11 protein-coding genes are annotated in these 14,991 nt (G+C 52.4%); 5 read left to right on the top strand and 6 right to left on the bottom strand.

What is annotated here, in order from left to right; all coding sequences use genetic code 11:
* Positions 1 to 8: 8 nt before the first annotated feature.
* Entirely contained in the window at positions 9 to 1,265 is a 1,257-nt protein-coding gene (locus EYC87_RS10675; RefSeq protein ID WP_279252853.1) for a TAXI family TRAP transporter solute-binding subunit, read from the top strand.
* Between the two features lie 48 nt (positions 1,266 to 1,313).
* Here the strand turns inward: EYC87_RS10675 and EYC87_RS10670 are convergent, their stop codons facing one another.
* A complete protein-coding gene (locus EYC87_RS10670; protein WP_279252852.1) occupies positions 1,314 to 2,108 on the bottom strand; it encodes a hypothetical protein in 795 nt (264 codons plus the stop codon).
* A gap of 191 nt (positions 2,109 to 2,299) precedes the next feature.
* Between EYC87_RS10670 and EYC87_RS10665 the strand changes: the two genes are divergently transcribed.
* Entirely contained in the window at positions 2,300 to 5,626 is a 3,327-nt protein-coding gene (locus EYC87_RS10665; RefSeq protein WP_279252851.1) for an AsmA family protein, read from the top strand.
* Between the two features lie 95 nt (positions 5,627 to 5,721).
* On the opposite strand, the gene EYC87_RS10660 is transcribed toward EYC87_RS10665, so the two are convergent.
* Both EYC87_RS10660 and EYC87_RS10655 read right to left on the bottom strand, forming a co-directional pair.
* Positions 5,722 to 6,714 (bottom strand): efflux RND transporter periplasmic adaptor subunit, encoded by a 993-nt coding sequence (locus tag EYC87_RS10660; protein WP_007229525.1) that lies wholly within the window; start codon positions 6,712 to 6,714, stop codon positions 5,722 to 5,724.
* Positions 6,711 to 6,995 carry a DUF3302 domain-containing protein gene (locus EYC87_RS10655; RefSeq protein WP_050756520.1) on the bottom strand — a complete coding sequence of 95 codons (285 nt, stop codon included), beginning with the start codon at positions 6,993 to 6,995 and terminating at the stop codon, positions 6,711 to 6,713. The genes EYC87_RS10660 and EYC87_RS10655 overlap by 4 nt, the downstream gene beginning before the upstream one ends.
* A gap of 268 nt (positions 6,996 to 7,263) precedes the next feature.
* Here EYC87_RS10655 and EYC87_RS10650 point away from each other — a divergent pair, with 268 nt between their 5' ends.
* The gene (locus EYC87_RS10650) at positions 7,264 to 8,511 is read left to right on the top strand and encodes an NTP/NDP exchange transporter (protein ID WP_007229483.1); all 1,248 of its coding nucleotides are present in this window, start codon (positions 7,264 to 7,266) and stop codon (positions 8,509 to 8,511) included.
* A 16-nt stretch (positions 8,512 to 8,527) separates the two neighbouring features.
* Here the strand turns inward: EYC87_RS10650 and EYC87_RS10645 are convergent, their stop codons facing one another.
* Positions 8,528 to 9,367: a ThuA domain-containing protein gene (locus EYC87_RS10645; protein WP_279252850.1), complete on the bottom strand. Its 840-nt coding sequence runs from the start codon at positions 9,365 to 9,367 to the stop codon at positions 8,528 to 8,530.
* 300 nt (positions 9,368 to 9,667) lie between these two features.
* Between EYC87_RS10645 and EYC87_RS10640 the strand changes: the two genes are divergently transcribed.
* Positions 9,668 to 10,756 (top strand): Rieske 2Fe-2S domain-containing protein, encoded by a 1,089-nt coding sequence (locus EYC87_RS10640; protein WP_279252849.1) that lies wholly within the window; start codon positions 9,668 to 9,670, stop codon positions 10,754 to 10,756.
* A gap of 124 nt (positions 10,757 to 10,880) precedes the next feature.
* Positions 10,881 to 11,693, top strand: a complete 813-nt coding sequence (locus EYC87_RS10635; protein ID WP_007229445.1) for a M48 family metallopeptidase — start codon at positions 10,881 to 10,883, stop codon at positions 11,691 to 11,693.
* 43 nt (positions 11,694 to 11,736) lie between these two features.
* On the opposite strand, the gene paaN is transcribed toward EYC87_RS10635, so the two are convergent.
* Together paaN and EYC87_RS10625 are read right to left on the bottom strand one after the other, a co-directional pair.
* Positions 11,737 to 13,398, bottom strand: coding sequence for a phenylacetic acid degradation protein PaaN (paaN, locus tag EYC87_RS10630; RefSeq protein ID WP_279252848.1), 1,662 nt, complete (start codon positions 13,396 to 13,398; stop codon positions 11,737 to 11,739).
* On the bottom strand, positions 13,398 to 14,921 hold the full coding sequence (locus EYC87_RS10625) for a carotenoid oxygenase family protein (protein ID WP_279252847.1): 1,524 nt from the start codon (positions 14,919 to 14,921) through the stop codon (positions 13,398 to 13,400). Before EYC87_RS10625 ends, paaN begins: the two co-directional genes overlap by 1 nt.
* Positions 14,922 to 14,991 lie beyond the last annotated feature (70 nt).

Here is a 14,991-nt window from a genome sequence, read left to right as displayed (position 1 = left end):
CTTCAACAATGAAAAGTACGCGCTACCCAAAGCTACAGAATTTCCTACTGGGGCCCCCTGGACTGTTGCTGGCAATCAGCCTGGTTATTACGGCCTGCGGCTACCCCGGTTCCACCCTGCGAATGATGATCACCGATTACCGGCAGTTTGAGCCAGAAGCCCTGCAGCTGGTTATCGAGGAACAATCTTCCATTCGTTTTGAACTGGCCGAAGTGCCACTGGAGAGAAGACCGCTAGGGGCATTATTAGCCGATGAGGCCGACCTTGCGCTGATTGAAAACAATGTCGCCTTTGCCCGGGGAATTCGCGCAATATTACCCGTGTTTGAAAGTGTGCTCCACTTGGCCGGTCGCGATGCCTATTTTTCGGAAAACCTTCAAAGAACGCTAAGCGGCGCCAATTTCTACATCGCCAACCGCTCTTCTGCCGGTGAAACCTTTGTGAAGCTGGTTATGCACAGAGAAGGCTATACCCAGGATCAGTATAGAATCAGCTCGGCATTTGAGGACGGAGTCACCGACTTCATAATTTATTTTGGCCCCATTAATCCCAACAACACCAGCTGGTTGCGCGATGGTTTTTCGCTCATGTCACTGGACGATCAACTCAATCCCAGGCGTAAATTCTATGAGGAAGGCATTGGTTATAGTGCGCCTGGAATGAAACCCATCATGATTCCGGCACTTACCTACGACTCGCCAGGCAACGAAGAAGCCCTGCTCACCGTTGCCGTAGACACTTTGCTAGTCACACGCAAAGAGGTGTCAGAATCTGCAATTTACGAATTAACCAAAACATTTTTAGAGCAGAAGCCCCGACTCACAGCAATTGCGCCACATCTTTTTTCGGGGATCAACGAGTCTTTTGATCCACTCGACCTAAATTTTCCCTTACACCCAGGGGCGCGCAGCTATCTGGAACGTGATGACCCAAGTTTCATAGAACGCTACGCCGAAACCATCAATATGTTGGTTTATATTATGTTTCTGCTGATCTCCGCTTTCCTGGCCTTTGCTCGCTGGAGAGATCAAAAGAAAAAAGACCGCGTAGACATTTTTTACAAGCGAGTGTTCGAGATAAGGGATGGCGGCAGCCATCTCGGAGCAGAGCAACGGTTAAGCGCTCTCTACGACATTGAGCGAGAGGCCTTTGAATCATTGATCGAGGAAAAACTCTCAGCCAACGAGAGTTTCAGGATATTGACTGACTTGCTTGCAGTGACGAAAGAAGAAATTCGAAATGAGCGAGATCAGGTGGCATCTTAAGAAACTGTAAATAGGAGGCCAGGCAAGGAGTGCCTGCCCCCTGATTGACTAGAGATGGAAATTCAAACCCAGCACTGGACCTTGCTGGTCGCCATCAAAGGCATATCCGTCAAGGCCGTTTTTCCCGTTATCAAAGTCTGTTTGCAGATAGCGGTATCCAAAGAAAAAAGAACCCCAGCCTTGGAATTGATAGTTGAGCAGCCCAATAGCGTGCACTGAAGAATTATCACTATCTCCATAGCCGTAATCGCCACGGAAGCGCCAACTCCAGCGGTCACTCACGGCCAACACATAACGCAAACCAGCTACGCCCTGCCACCAGTCGTCTCCGACGGAACTCCGCAAAGGTCGTGGGGTAATATTTGAGCCGATTTCGCTCGTAATTTTTACATCCATATCCTGATCGGCATAGCGAACCGCGCCAAGCAGCTCCCAGGTTGAAGAGCCTGAGTTAGCAAAGGTCCATAGCGCGCCGGCTTCCCACATGGTATCTCTAAATTTCACTTCTCCCAGAAGCTCGACAGGCCCTGCCGTTAGTGTCGTAGTTGGGTTCAGCTTGGCATAGTTGTACTCTCCGTAAAGCGTCAGGTCGCCTTTTTTCGCCTCTAAATGTATGGCAAAGGCACCGTCAAGATTGTCCAGAATGTCGTCTTTAAAATCGAGATCAAGGGGCGCAGCCGATCCGCCAATCGCAGCAAATCCCTCGATATTCTTGGCCCACAGGTACATTGGAGCCACTGAAAAATCCCATTCTTCCTCTTCAGCGAACGCCGTTGATACACAGCTCGCTGACACCATCAGCGACGCCAAGCCAATAGCGCGAATTTTTAGATAATTACTCACAAACTGCTCCTTAAAAATAAATGCCAACACCTCGCCAATAGAGAAACATTGATATTCTCCTTTAACTAATGCGGCTGAGACGAGGACACTAGCGTAAACATTGAAAAACAGCAACACGTCAAAAAATAGGTTTTAATCGCTATATTAGGCCCTTCTGCGGGACTCATTGCGGTCATGCAGAGTATACTTTGATGACAATGACGCCTATTAAGCTACTCGCCAAGTACCTATTGCTTACCTCCGGTTTGCTGTTGCTAATCATCATACTGGCAATTGCTGGCACAGTTGGCTGGCTAAAATACGATAACGACAATGCCAAATGGGCGCTGGAAGAAGTCGTCTCCCGGTTGCTACAGCGAGAACTGGAAATCGAAAAAATTCATGAACTTCAGGTAGGTCAAAACGTTTTCCTGCTGGCCAGTAATGTAAGGCTTGCTAATCCGGCCTGGGCTTCTAAAGCACCGTTCGCGCGCAGCGACAGGCTATTACTCGAAATCAATGTCCCCTCGCTGTGGCGAAAAGGCCCCATCGTCATCCACCGGGTTGAGTTGACTAACGCTGAACTGAATCTGCTATCACACAGTGAACACGCACCCACATGGAACTTTTGGCCAGAAGAGGAGAGTCTGGCTGACGATCCAGTTGAAGACAGTTCATTTCCCGTCGTAATCAATGACGGCAGGTTAAGCACTGCAGTGGTGCGTTTCCAGGACGACGATCAGGACATTAACATCGAAGTTGAATCGCTGCTCATCGACCAGGAAGTAGAAGGTGGTCTCATTGGGCTTCAATTGGCAGCGACAGCCAATGGTTACCCGGTGAGCGCTCTCGGTCGTTTGGGACCGCCAAAGGCATTGGTCACTGGGCGCAACATTGAGATGAACCTTGCCGCGAAGGTCGAAAAACTAGAGTTAACTGCCAGTGGCACAGCCCTGGACCTGGCAAATGCAAAAGGCCTGGCAATGGAGATCAGTGCCAGAGCACCCCGCAGCCGAGTACTGCTGGATATGCTTGGCATGCCTGAAGTCCGGGATGGTCCTTTTCAATTGCAGGCAAGCCTCAAGCCCAAGGACGGAAATTTCAGCGTTAGTGCTATTGGCAAGCTCGGCGAGTTTGATCTGAGTATCGAGGGTACCTCCAGAGATCCGTTGGCGCTGGACGGCATAGATGCAGAACTATCAGTAGATGGCCCTTCACTCGCAGAGGCCGGTGCGATGTTCGATGTCCAGGGCCTGGCCGCTGTGCCCTACTCCATAAAAAGTCACGTGCGCCGGAATGGGATGCTGTTTCAAATAGTCAGCGGCAGCGCTTTAGTCAGCGACAATCAGCTGCATCTGTCAGGCCAATTACCCAAGTTTCCTGACACCGATGACTGGCAGTTCTACCTGGATGGCAAGAACCTCAATCTCGCTCTTCTCGCGCCTACGTTGGGCGTTAAGGGTATACCCGATACCCGATATACGCTGAACGGCCAACTCATGAGTTCTCGGGAAGGGACTGAACTGCTCAACGTCAACTTGATTGGCGAAAAGAGTCGCCTGAAGATAGATGGCACTTTAGGGGAAGCGCCGAGCTATCATGGGTCACGAATTAACACTGAACTGAAAGGAGATCGCATCGCCGACCTGGCCCCATGGATAGGGCTTGAGGTAGTGCCGAGCGAAGCGTTCGAGATGAGCGCAGATTTTGAGTACAACCCGGACGGTTGGAAGCTGTTGAACGGAGAATTTAGTTCCGCCAGCCTGACTCTTGGCCTCAAGGGGAAAATAAATCGACTCGTCAATGCAAGCCATCTCGATGCGCAGTTAGATATTTTCAGTCAAGACCCCGGCACAACTTTGTCTGCCTATGGTGTAAATACTGAGTTCGTGCCGCAACTGCCTTTGCGGTTTTCCGCAAAAATCAGCGGCAGCCCTGAATCAATAAATCTTGGTTCAGGGAAATTTACCCTTGGAGATCACAGTGGCACTTTACTCGGGACATTGGGTAATCTGCAGAAATTCGACCAGATGCAGATTACCGTTAGCGTGGCGGGTCCAGCGTTACAGGAACTGATGCCAAACGACTTGTCTTTCCTGCAATCGCGACTTGCGTACCAGCTGGATAGCGAACTGCTGATTAAGTCTTCAGGTCTGGAAGCCAGCAAGCTTCAGCTTGACTTGCCGAAGCAGCTACTAAAAATCGAAGGAATGGCCGTCGTTGACTGGGCGTCCAAAACCAGATTGCAAGCTGAGTTTTCAGCGATAGGCCAAAGTATTCATCAAATAAGCGCAGCGCTCGGCAGGGAGCCGCAGACTAGCGATATGTCTGTACGGCTGAGTTCTGTTCTTCAGGCAGCCGATAGCAATATCTTGCTGAAGTCTATTGATTTGGCCATAGGCGCAAGCGACCTTACGGGCGAATTGAAATTAACACCCGGAGCTGTAACTGCGGTAAATGCCAAACTGCATTCTAAAAATATTGATCTGCGCTTTATTTCACCAGACTTTAAGGAGATAGAAGAGGAGAGGCAGAAAAAGGCGAAGGCAGGGGAATCTTTTGAAATCGACGATTTTACCGATCAACTTACAAAATCTGAGCTGCGCGAACGGTTGATTCCCGACACAGAGATAAAAGCAGACATACTTCATCAATTCAAAGGTAGCGTCGACTACGCAGTGGATAAAATCTACCTCAACGACCAAGGCAACAGTGCGGTTGAATTGAAGCTCAGACTTAACAATGGAAAGCTCTCGAGTCAGTCCCTTGTCTGGGAAGGCGACGAGTCCTCCGGTAGTGCCCAATTTGAGATTGAGGCGTTGGACGATGCCTTAACAGTGAGCGTTAATACTCAAGGCGAGAGATTGCCATTTTTATGGTTATTAATAGGCGATCCCAATAATGAGCAAGAGTCTATTTTTCGGGCCCAATTCAATACTAGCGGGAAAGACCTCCGGGAATTAGCGATCAACTTCAACGGTGCTTTGATGTTTCGTGATGAGGGAGGCCGGCTGGACAATAATGATCTTGACTTACTGATGGGCGACCTGCTCGGAGAAATATTTGATCGACTAAACCCAACCACTAAAGTGAGGCCCTACAGCAACGTTGATTGCAATGCCGGTGCTATCAGCGCTCGTGATGGCGTCCTTGAGATAATACCAGGGTTTATTCTGCGCTCCGAGAAACTGGACTATGTAGCCGCGGGTGGCATTAACCTTAGAGATGAATCGATTAATCTCGCCTTTAGTACACGTTCTCGCAAGGGCTTGGGGATTAGCGCGGGACGCGCGCTGACCAATTACATTAAGCTGGGTGGCACACTGGCTAATCCTCGCTTAGTGCTGGATGCGAAAGGCGCAGCAGTATCCAGTGGTGCAGCCTTTGCGACGGCAGGTTGGTCGATCCTGGCTGAAAGTATGTGGGATCGCTGGGTGCTCACGTCGGGCGACCAGTGCAGACGCCTGATAAAAAATGCCCGCAACGACAAGACTCGACCCTACGAAGCCCTCTGGCGTCCTGCCGATCGCACCAACTAACATCTATCCGACAAACAACGAGGTTACGCTGGGCATGCTCCTTGCTGACTGCGCCACCAATCGATTTATAGTGGGGGTAGCGACGAAGATTTGTATTACGGCGCGGTGAGATACCCCAACCATGCGTTAATGCGGATAGCGACCTTGCTGATCACGTGAACCGGTTTACCTTTGGCAGTATAAATCGCTATGGAACCCCCCGCCCCTTGGGGCAAGTTCCTGGCGAATTCCTCATCGTCCAATTGCGACACCACAGCCCAGCGATCTGTTACTCGCGCTCCGCTCAGAGACGGCAGCTGATTACTCGCGGTGAGCTGCGATTGGGCGCCAGCCGAAACTATTCTCAAAATTTTTCCCGAGAAAGTTTGGCCGGGAACACTAGTGAAGACTAAATCTACAGCATCCCCTACCGCCACATGGCGTGCGGCACTCTGGCTTAAGCTGGAAAGAATGAGATTGCTCTCACTGGAAACAAAGGCCATGGGAGATGCAAGCGGAACGGTGGTTACTACCGCTCCTGGACGCAGCTGTAAATTGACAACATAGCCCTCATAGGGCGCGACAACAGTGCTTTTTTTCAACTGCCACCTGGCGTCGTCCAATTGCGCTTCAGATGAGTCAATTGCCGCCTGCGCGGCATCGCGATTGGCTGTCCAGGTATCCATATCAATTTGCGCTGCAGACTGCATTTTAAGCAATTTCGACGCCCGCTCCATATTAACCTCTGCCAGGCGTAATTCCGCCTCATATCGCCTCACCTGCCCTTCAATCTGCCTAATGCTGATCTCAAAAGGTTCGGGGTCGATTTGAAACAGAGTTTCGCCGGCAGCCACCATTTGTAGTGGCTCAATAGGGACTGAAACAACCTCACCGCGCACTTTCGGCACGATCGGCAGGATATAGCGGAACATCCGAGCATCCCCACTCATTGGCGAGAAGGTATACCACATGAAAATAATAGCGCCGATCATCGCCACACCAACTCCCGCAAAGGAGCAAATGTTACCGACGGTTTTCTTGAGCAGCCCGAATTTGTTGAAAATCAGGAAATAAAGCAGACCATAGCAAATTGAGATAAAGGCAATCATGCTCCCTCCTCCCTTTGTTGCAGTCGGGCTTCCAGGTCAGCAACCCTATTTTCTAGGGCCGCGCTGGAAAACACGGGCTTGGTCTTGGCCCATACAAGGGCAACAAGCCATCCCAGCCCAAGAGTAAGCAAACCTATCCAGGCGAGCATGCTGATCGCGTCGGCCTGGGGATGCTCCGCAGCGCGCGCGATATTCCCCGGAACATTGCCAATAACCACAATCAACCATACCCCCACTAAAGCGAGTACCCCCAATACAACGAGCGCGAAGATTTCCAACATGCTGTCAATTCTCTATTATGTTTTTGACACAATTGCGACTCGCTAAATATAACGTTAGCAACAATCATAGGCAAACTATCATAGTGTCGGCGTGTCCCATGCTAGACTGCTCGAAACACTGTGTCACAGTTTTCTGGGAGGCGTTTCCATTACCCACCAGAGATCCGATCACCACCCCGAACTATTAGCCACTCACAAGACAGACAGGAATCCCGTGCAAGAAACCAAGCCATCATTTCTACAGAGACTCCTGAGAAAAGCCTGCGACATGGAACCGACTGAGGTACGCGCCACTCTGGCGTCCTTTACCCTGGTCTTGGTCCTGATGGGTTCCTACTATATTTTGCGCCCGGTACGGGACGCCATGGCCAGTGATTGGACCGACGCTGAAGTGAGCTGGCTATGGACTTTCACTTTTTTTTTCAGCGCTATCGCGGTGTCGCTCTACGGAGCGGCGGTGGCCCGCTTCAATGTGCGTAAATTAGTACCAGGTATTTACGGCTTTTTCGCACTCAGCTTTGTGGGCTTTTACTTAAGCACGCAGATACTGCAGGACCGAACCCTGGTCGACAAGAGCTTTTACGTCTGGGTGAGCGTCTTCAGCCTGTTTCATATCTCCGTGTTCTGGACTTTTATGGCAGACACTTTCAGCCAGCCACAGTCCACTCGTTTATTTGGTTTCATAGGAGCTGGAGCCAGTGTCGGCGCAATCGCCGGGCCTGCGATGGCAACACTGCTGGCGGGTCAGGGTAATACCGATCCATTGCTACTGATTGCCAGCATCACTATTGTGGCCACGCTGCCGCTGATTGTCTGGGTGCAGCGATTAAAGCTAAGTGAACTCAACAATCAGAGCGTCTCGGCAGGACAAGAAGATTTTGATTATATAGGCGGCAATCCTCTTTCCGGTTTCGCCGAGTTCCTGAAGAGTCCTTATCTGCTTGGCATAGGCCTGTTTATTTTTCTGTATACATCCATCGGCTCTTTCGTTTATTTCGAGCTCAAGAACCTGATGGCAGACTACAGTCGTGCTGAACGAACCCAGATCTGGGCCAGTATGGACCTGGTGGTCAATGTTCTGACGCTGGGTATTGCCATGTTTGCCACTGGCAAAATGGCAAGCCGATTGGGCCTTTCCTTTACGCTGGCCAGCGTGCCCATGATGATTGCGCTAGGGATGATTATGCTGATGGCCGCACCAGCAGTGGCTACTGTTGTCGCTTTGCAAGTGGCCCGACGGGCGGGCAACTATGCAATATCAAGACCAGCGAGGGAGATGCTGTTTACTGCGGTCGATAGAGAAACCCGGTTTAAAGCCAAACCGGTCATCGATATCGTGGTTTATCGTGGGGGAGATATGCTCAATGCATGGGGCTTCACCGCCCTGACCCAGGGTCTGGGCCTGGGGATTGCGGCTACGGCGGGGGTGGGCGCAGTCATTGCACTGCTTTGGGCTGCAACGGGGATCGCGCTGGGCAGATCATTCGCGACCAGATATGTTACTGCCGACAATTAACCGCGTGCTTTGCTGACTAGTCCTCGGCAACCCATTCTATTGCATTGAGCACCAGGTTCCTTGCGTTATCGTTCTGCCAGTTGTGATGGAAATGACCTCCTGTGTAGCCGAAGCCTCGCCCGCCCTTGGGGCGCTGGTAAGCCCAGGCTGTAACCTGCGCCGCGCCATCGGCGACCATTTTCCGGACCGCATCATTACCACTGTGAGGGCCATTACGGCGCTCCATGGTCGACTCTGGCGCGACGGCGCTCAACAGGCCTGAAATACCCTGCGGCTGAAATCTCATATTGAAGTACCACTCATCCAGCATGCTAAACGGCTCAATGCCGCGAGTAACCGGGTGCGACGGCAATGCTGTGTAGGCTGCGGTCCAGTGGGGGTTTACCGACCAATGAGTTTCAAAATATCCGCCTGTGGCATCCAGCATGGCAGACGCGGCGGCGCTGGCTTTAGGCACCTCTACACAATAGTGCAGGGCCACCACGCCTACTCCCTCCTTAACCAGACGATTAAACGTAGCCAGGTGATCGTTAATCAAGTGCCGCTTACCGCCGTCGCAATACATCACTACTGCATCGGCGCCTTCAAATACTGATTCATCGTCCGGCCAGCCACCGTAAACGTTGACTGTTGCATAATCCGGCCTGCGCTTACGCAGTGCGCTGGAAAGTAACTCTGAACCCGCCTTGTGCTCATGGGCACCCGAGCCGTGACTATCCCTTCCCGCGAGAAATACCACTTTGGCCACTGCAGGCCCAGAAGCAGCATGCAGCTCCACACTGGCCGTTTGATCGCCACAGGCACTGATTAAAACCGCTGCGACCATCAGCGAGGCACTAGCTATGACACCGTTCATGGGACTGCTCTCCATCGATCTAAACTGCACTGCAGTGTATGCCTATTTTTAGTCCGATTTAAGCGAGTCAAGAGATGCCGTTGCGAATTAACTATCAGGCGCGAAGCGATAGTCGCTCGAATAATGCTCCGCAGTGCGCTAAAAATGGTGTTAACTTCCTGATTGAAAGCCAATAAGTTCCGCTACAGTTGAATTATTGAGCCATGGGCACCTGATAAGTGTTGTATAGGCCCGAAAACATGCTCACCGAGGCTGCCATCGCTATACTTCCTAAACTCCCGAATATGAAGAGGTGTGATCATGGCAACTGCTGAAGAATATGGCCTTGGCCCCAACGAATTCCCCCGTGGCTGGTTCATTGTAGCGGAGAGCTCACAGCTAGACGCTGGACCCATGGCGGTACGTTTTTGGGGTCGCGATCTGGCCCTGTACCGCGGCGAAAGCGGTAAAGCGATCATGCTGGACGCATACTGCGGCCATATGGGGACGCACATTACGGCCAGCACCAGCGCGATGATAGTGAAAAATGGCGAGCAGATAGAAGGCAACTCCATTCGCTGCCCTTATCATGGCTGGCGCTATAACGAGTTTGGCGACGTAGATGACATCCCCTATCATGACGGCCCCTGTCCCAAATCCGCCTCAATTCGTGCCTACCCTGTGGTCGACAATATGGGTTGTATCATGGCCTGGTTCGATCCAGATGGACGCGAGCCAGACTACGATGCACCGTTTCTCAAGGAATGGGACGATCCCCAATGGATCAACTGGAAGCTGGACCACCTGGGTGTTCTGGACATACATTCCCAGGAAATTCTCGACAATATGGCTGATTGTCGTCACCTGGGCCCCACTCATGGTGCACCGAGTGAGTATTTTGAAAACGAGATTAACAATGAGGTCTACGTGCAACGCCAAGGCGGCCCCATGCAGTTGTATGAAACATATCTCTACACCACTACCTGGTACACCGGCCCCGGCATTTTGCTTTCAAAGCAGGTATGGTCTGACACAGTGGTTTTTGAGTTGATTGCCAACACGCCGGTCGAAGATGGCAAAACGCAATGCTGGCACGGCTGCCTGTACAAGGGCAGCGCAAATCCGACGACTGCGGAAGATGCGGAAGTTGCGCTTGGAATTCAAGCAGGCGCCCTGGAAGCCTTTGGTGCAGACTTTAACGTCTGGGCTAACAAACGGCCGGCGCTGACAATCATGCAAATGAAAACAGACGGTCCTTTCCGCACAGGTCGCAAGTGGTACTCGCAGTTCTTCGCCACTCCCGAGGACGCGGCAACGATCCGCGCGGAGGTCAATGGCACGCATTCGACCGTGGGTATGGCCAGCCCGAGACAAGCGAACCACAACATTGATGAAGGACTGCCAATTTAAGCCACTGGCAGCCGTTTCTTGCGGGTACTGGCAACTGAAATGGTCTAAATCCTCAGCCAGAGTATTCAGCCAGCCCAAAAATGGGGCTAGTATTCATGTTCCTGGATTTTAACAGACATCTATCATGAAACGACTGCTACTTGCCCTTCTTGCTCTCTCTCTGCTTCCCGCCTGCGTCACCAGCCCGACAGGGCGAGCGCAGTTAATGTTGATTTCGCCAGAATCCGCCATTGTCGAATCTAAAAAGGCCTACCTGAGCACGGTCAGTGAACTCGACAAGGAAAACAAACTGGTCGATGACCCGAAGTTAATGGACAGAGTGGCTACCATCACTGGTCGACTAGTCACCGTAGCCAAGCAGAAATACCCCAAGTCAGCGAATTGGGAATGGAGTGTTGCCATTGTCGATGACCCCAAAACTGTCAACGCCTGGTGCATGGCTGGTGGCCGCATGGCGGTTTACACCGGCTTGTTCAGCGAACTCAACCTCACTGACGATGAATTTGCCCAAATCATGGGCCACGAGATTTCCCATGCTCTTGCTAATCACACTGCAGAACGTATGTCCCGCGCTATGGCTACATCATTAGGTATCATCGCCGTAAGCGTGGCCGCAGACAATCACGGCGCCGCCATGCTGGGCGCTGCCGCTGCCGCTAAAGTGGCACTGGAGTTGCCCAACAGCCGTACGGCTGAACTCGAAGCAGACAATCTGGGCATGCGCCTGGCAACCCAGGCCGGTTACGAGCCTGATGCAGCCGTTACCCTGTGGCAAAAGATGGCCAAGACAGGCGGATCAGCGCCCCCGGAGTTTCTAAGCACTCACCCCGCACCCGGCAACCGGGAAGCACAGCTGGCGGCGATGATTCCTGAAATGCGCGGCCTTAATCCCGACGGCAGGTTGGCGCCCATCGCGCCCGTGCAAATCGTGCGTTAACAGGCATCACTGTCACCCTTACGGGTTAGGATCAGGATGTGGGCTACATCCGCTTGGACTGAACAATTCGAAAGCGACTGGCGACAAACGCAAGGTCCGTCAGGCATGCGTTGCCCGCGGGGTTCAAACCGGTGACATGGTAATCGGAGTAGGCAGCGGCAAAGTTAATGGGCATACCGAGCAGGTTGCAGGCAACAGAAGCGCCAGCATTGTTATAGGCAGCTTCAGCTCTGTCGAGAAACTCTTCATCCGTCGAATATACGTGGGATGTAATAGCACCACATTCCCGCGCATTAGTAGTCGCGTCCCGCAAACACTCATCTATTGATTCACCCTTGATGATGAAAGAGACGGGGCCAAATATTTCATCCCGGTAAATTTCCCGCGCAGTTTGCGTTACCTCTAAAATCATCGGTGACGCCGTGCGTGCCCTGGGAAAGTCAGGGTAATGAATGGGAGCGGAGTCCCTTAGCAAACGCCCGTGTTGCGAGGCCAAACCACGGTAGCGCTCAATGGTCGCAAGAATAGTATCGTCCACCAGCGTGCCGCAAAGTACCTGGGGATTTTGCAGATACTTTTCTACGCCCTGAACAATGGCAGCGGCTACCTCATCAAAACTCACGTGCTCTGTACCGGCGACAATGCCATCGGCGGGTATATGAATATTCTGCACGCTTGTGCACATCTGCGCCGAAGCCTGGCACAGCGAATGCGCGATCGCCGCTGCCATTGCCGTAAGCTCCTGACAGGACTCCACAACGACCGAATTACAGCCGGCGGTCTCGGTATAAACCTGCTTGCCACTGCAGTTTTGCTCTATCCATCGGCCAAAAGCAGGACTGCCCGTGAAGTCAATAATTGCCGTCATCGGATGCTCGAGCAGCGCCATTGTGGCCGGCTCCTCACGGGTATCTGCAACCATCGAAACCAGGTTAGGATCGAAACCGGCCTCGCGCAATACCTCGCGAGCGACCTTGGTCAGAAGTGCCACTGGCAGGATCGCTGCCGGATGGGGCTTGAGCACCACCGGATTACCGGTGGCGAGACTCGCGCACATTGCTGGATAACCATTCCACAGGGGAAAAGTGGCGCAGCATACAACGACGCCAACGCCCCGCGGCATGATGCGGTAAGTTTTATGCAGCCGAGCCGAGCCGCTCTTGCCAAACTGGCGCTCCCATTTTGCGGTTTCGGGCACATCGCTCATGGCTTTATGTGCATAGGCAAGCGCTTCCAAACCACGATCTAGCGCATTCGCACCACTGCCAGCGAAGGCCATGATGTAGCTTTGTCCCGAGGTATGCATAGTGGCATGAGCGTTTTCAAAAAGCTGGCCCGCACAGCGATCGAGAATCTCGAGGCAGACTCCAATTCGAGTCTGGGGTGTTGCATTGCGCCAGCTGGGCATGCCGCTCTCAATTGCCTGATATAGCAAGTCGACATCCATCTTCGGGTAGCTGATACCAAGTGGTTCACCTGTATAGGGAGAGATCTCCAAACCGGTGCGACCCACTTCGCCAGGCTGCGCAAGGTGATAGTCGGTACCCAGCATAGCTTCGAAATTGGCCTTGCCGGCAACAGGCTTTTCCCGTCCCCATATTTTGCTACTGGGACTTTCGGGGTAGGCGGTCCAGGAATAACGTTTGCTACAGGCGTCCAGCGCTTTGTCCAGGATCTCCCGGTGTTTCTGTAACAGCGCCGACATCAAGCCCCCTGATACAGGTCTTCGCCTCTCGCCCACACGGCGTGAAAACCAAAGGGCACTCGATGAGGCAGTTGTACCCGGCAAACGGGTCCCGTCTCAATATCCTGGGCGTCAAACACCAGGCACTCAGACTTCCAGGTATTACTATCGGTGACCATCGTAATGACGTAGCCATCATCTTCAACGCTGCTCCGGTCGGCGCCAGGCTTGGGAGCAAAAACAGCTTCACTGCCGAATACGCCCTGACCATAGTCCCATTGCCATGAAGTCCCGGTATCGTTGTCATATTTTACCAAACCGGTAAATCGCAGCGTGTGGCCACCCTCATGCAGCAAGGGGATGCGCTGATGATAGGAGTACTGACTCTTGACGCCATGGAAGATAGGGTTGGACTTGTTAAACTCCGTATTGAGAAGGTCGATATCGCCCTCTTTCACTTCACCCGTGCGCAGATTAAAGCGCCAGCGATAAGCGTTCGCCTCCAGACGCATATAAGCAAGCATGTGTGCCAGCTCACCCTCGCCGGGCTGCGAATCAGGCATGGGGTTGAGCGAACGGCATCCGTCCATTACTACCCACTCACCCTCTTCCCAACAGTTGGTAACGTGCAGAATGTAACAGGGCTGACACTCGAACCACCGAATCTCATCACTTTGCCCTCGACGCGGGATAATACCAAAGCGGGTGGGAATGTCTTTATGGAAGGTCAGCACTCGCTGTTTATGGCGTCGCAACACCTCCATGTCATGAAAAAAGGGCAAGTCGTGCAGTACCGCATAGTTGGTGGTGAAGCCAATGTCATGAGGAAGTCGCGGGCCCGGTAGTTCAATTGGCACCTCGTGTTGCAGACACCCATTGGCATCGGCAACACCAAAGGTCAGGTAGGGTAATTCATCACCGTAATCGAAAAAGATTAACTCGCCAGTGCTCCAATCGACTTTAGAGTGGGCGGACAAGCGCAATGGCTCCCGGCCCTCCAGCTGGTAATGGCTTTTAGTGGTCAGCGTTTGGCTATCCAGACGATAGGGATGCCCTGCGTTATACCAAAGCGTCATGATATCCCCGTTGTACCAGAGCACATCCGTGTTAGATGTATCCTTGATGCCAAACTGGGAAATGCTGTAATCAAAGGGCCCCATGACACCTGGCGATACCGACTTGCCGTCTGCAGCTTCCTCACCAAAAGCTGAGGTCTCAACCCAACGGTTGCGATAGCTGACTTTGCCATCCTTGAAATAAACCCCGCGAACCATGCCGTCACCATCAAACGGGTGATGGCGATTCTTTGACTCAAACACGGGATTGGGGCCGTTGCGAAAATACCCTCCGACCAGATCAGCTGGCAGCTCACCAACTACTTCCAGCCCGTCCACGGAAAGTTCCTCGGTGGTCGGCGCATAAAGGCCATGAAGGTATGGATTGTCCAGGTTGTAAATCCATTGAGGTGCGTCGTCAAAATAGGTCACCCCGCCCAGACAACGATCCACGTGGGGGAATTCATTAAATTTAGGTGCCAGGCTCATCACTATCCTCCGATCTGCGAACAGCACGCTGTTTTTCTACAGCGCTTATCTACTATTAACTTCAGGTCCA

Source organism: Candidatus Seongchinamella marina (assembly GCF_026262685.1).
GTDB classification, from domain to species: domain Bacteria; phylum Pseudomonadota; class Gammaproteobacteria; order Pseudomonadales; family Halieaceae; genus Halioglobus; species Halioglobus marinus.
The sequence above is the reverse complement of the archived record's forward strand: the minus strand, read 5'-3'. Positions and strand labels throughout refer to the sequence as shown.

Coding starts and splice junctions, on each gene's coding strand:
- EYC87_RS10675 (WP_279252853.1), top strand. CDS start 9: ATGAAAAGTACGCGCTACCCAAAGCTACAGAATTTCCTACTGGGGCCC.
- EYC87_RS10665 (WP_279252851.1), top strand. CDS start 2,300: ATGACAATGACGCCTATTAAGCTACTCGCCAAGTACCTATTGCTTACC.
- EYC87_RS10660 (WP_007229525.1), bottom strand. CDS start 6,714: ATGATTGCCTTTATCTCAATTTGCTATGGTCTGCTTTATTTCCTGATT.
- EYC87_RS10655 (WP_050756520.1), bottom strand. CDS start 6,995: ATGTTGGAAATCTTCGCGCTCGTTGTATTGGGGGTACTCGCTTTAGTG.
- EYC87_RS10650 (WP_007229483.1), top strand. CDS start 7,264: ATGGAACCGACTGAGGTACGCGCCACTCTGGCGTCCTTTACCCTGGTC.
- EYC87_RS10645 (WP_279252850.1), bottom strand. CDS start 9,367: ATGAACGGTGTCATAGCTAGTGCCTCGCTGATGGTCGCAGCGGTTTTA.
- EYC87_RS10640 (WP_279252849.1), top strand. CDS start 9,668: ATGGCAACTGCTGAAGAATATGGCCTTGGCCCCAACGAATTCCCCCGT.
- EYC87_RS10635 (WP_007229445.1), top strand. CDS start 10,881: ATGAAACGACTGCTACTTGCCCTTCTTGCTCTCTCTCTGCTTCCCGCC.
- paaN (WP_279252848.1), bottom strand. CDS start 13,398: ATGTCGGCGCTGTTACAGAAACACCGGGAGATCCTGGACAAAGCGCTG.
- EYC87_RS10625 (WP_279252847.1), bottom strand. CDS start 14,921: ATGAGCCTGGCACCTAAATTTAATGAATTCCCCCACGTGGATCGTTGT.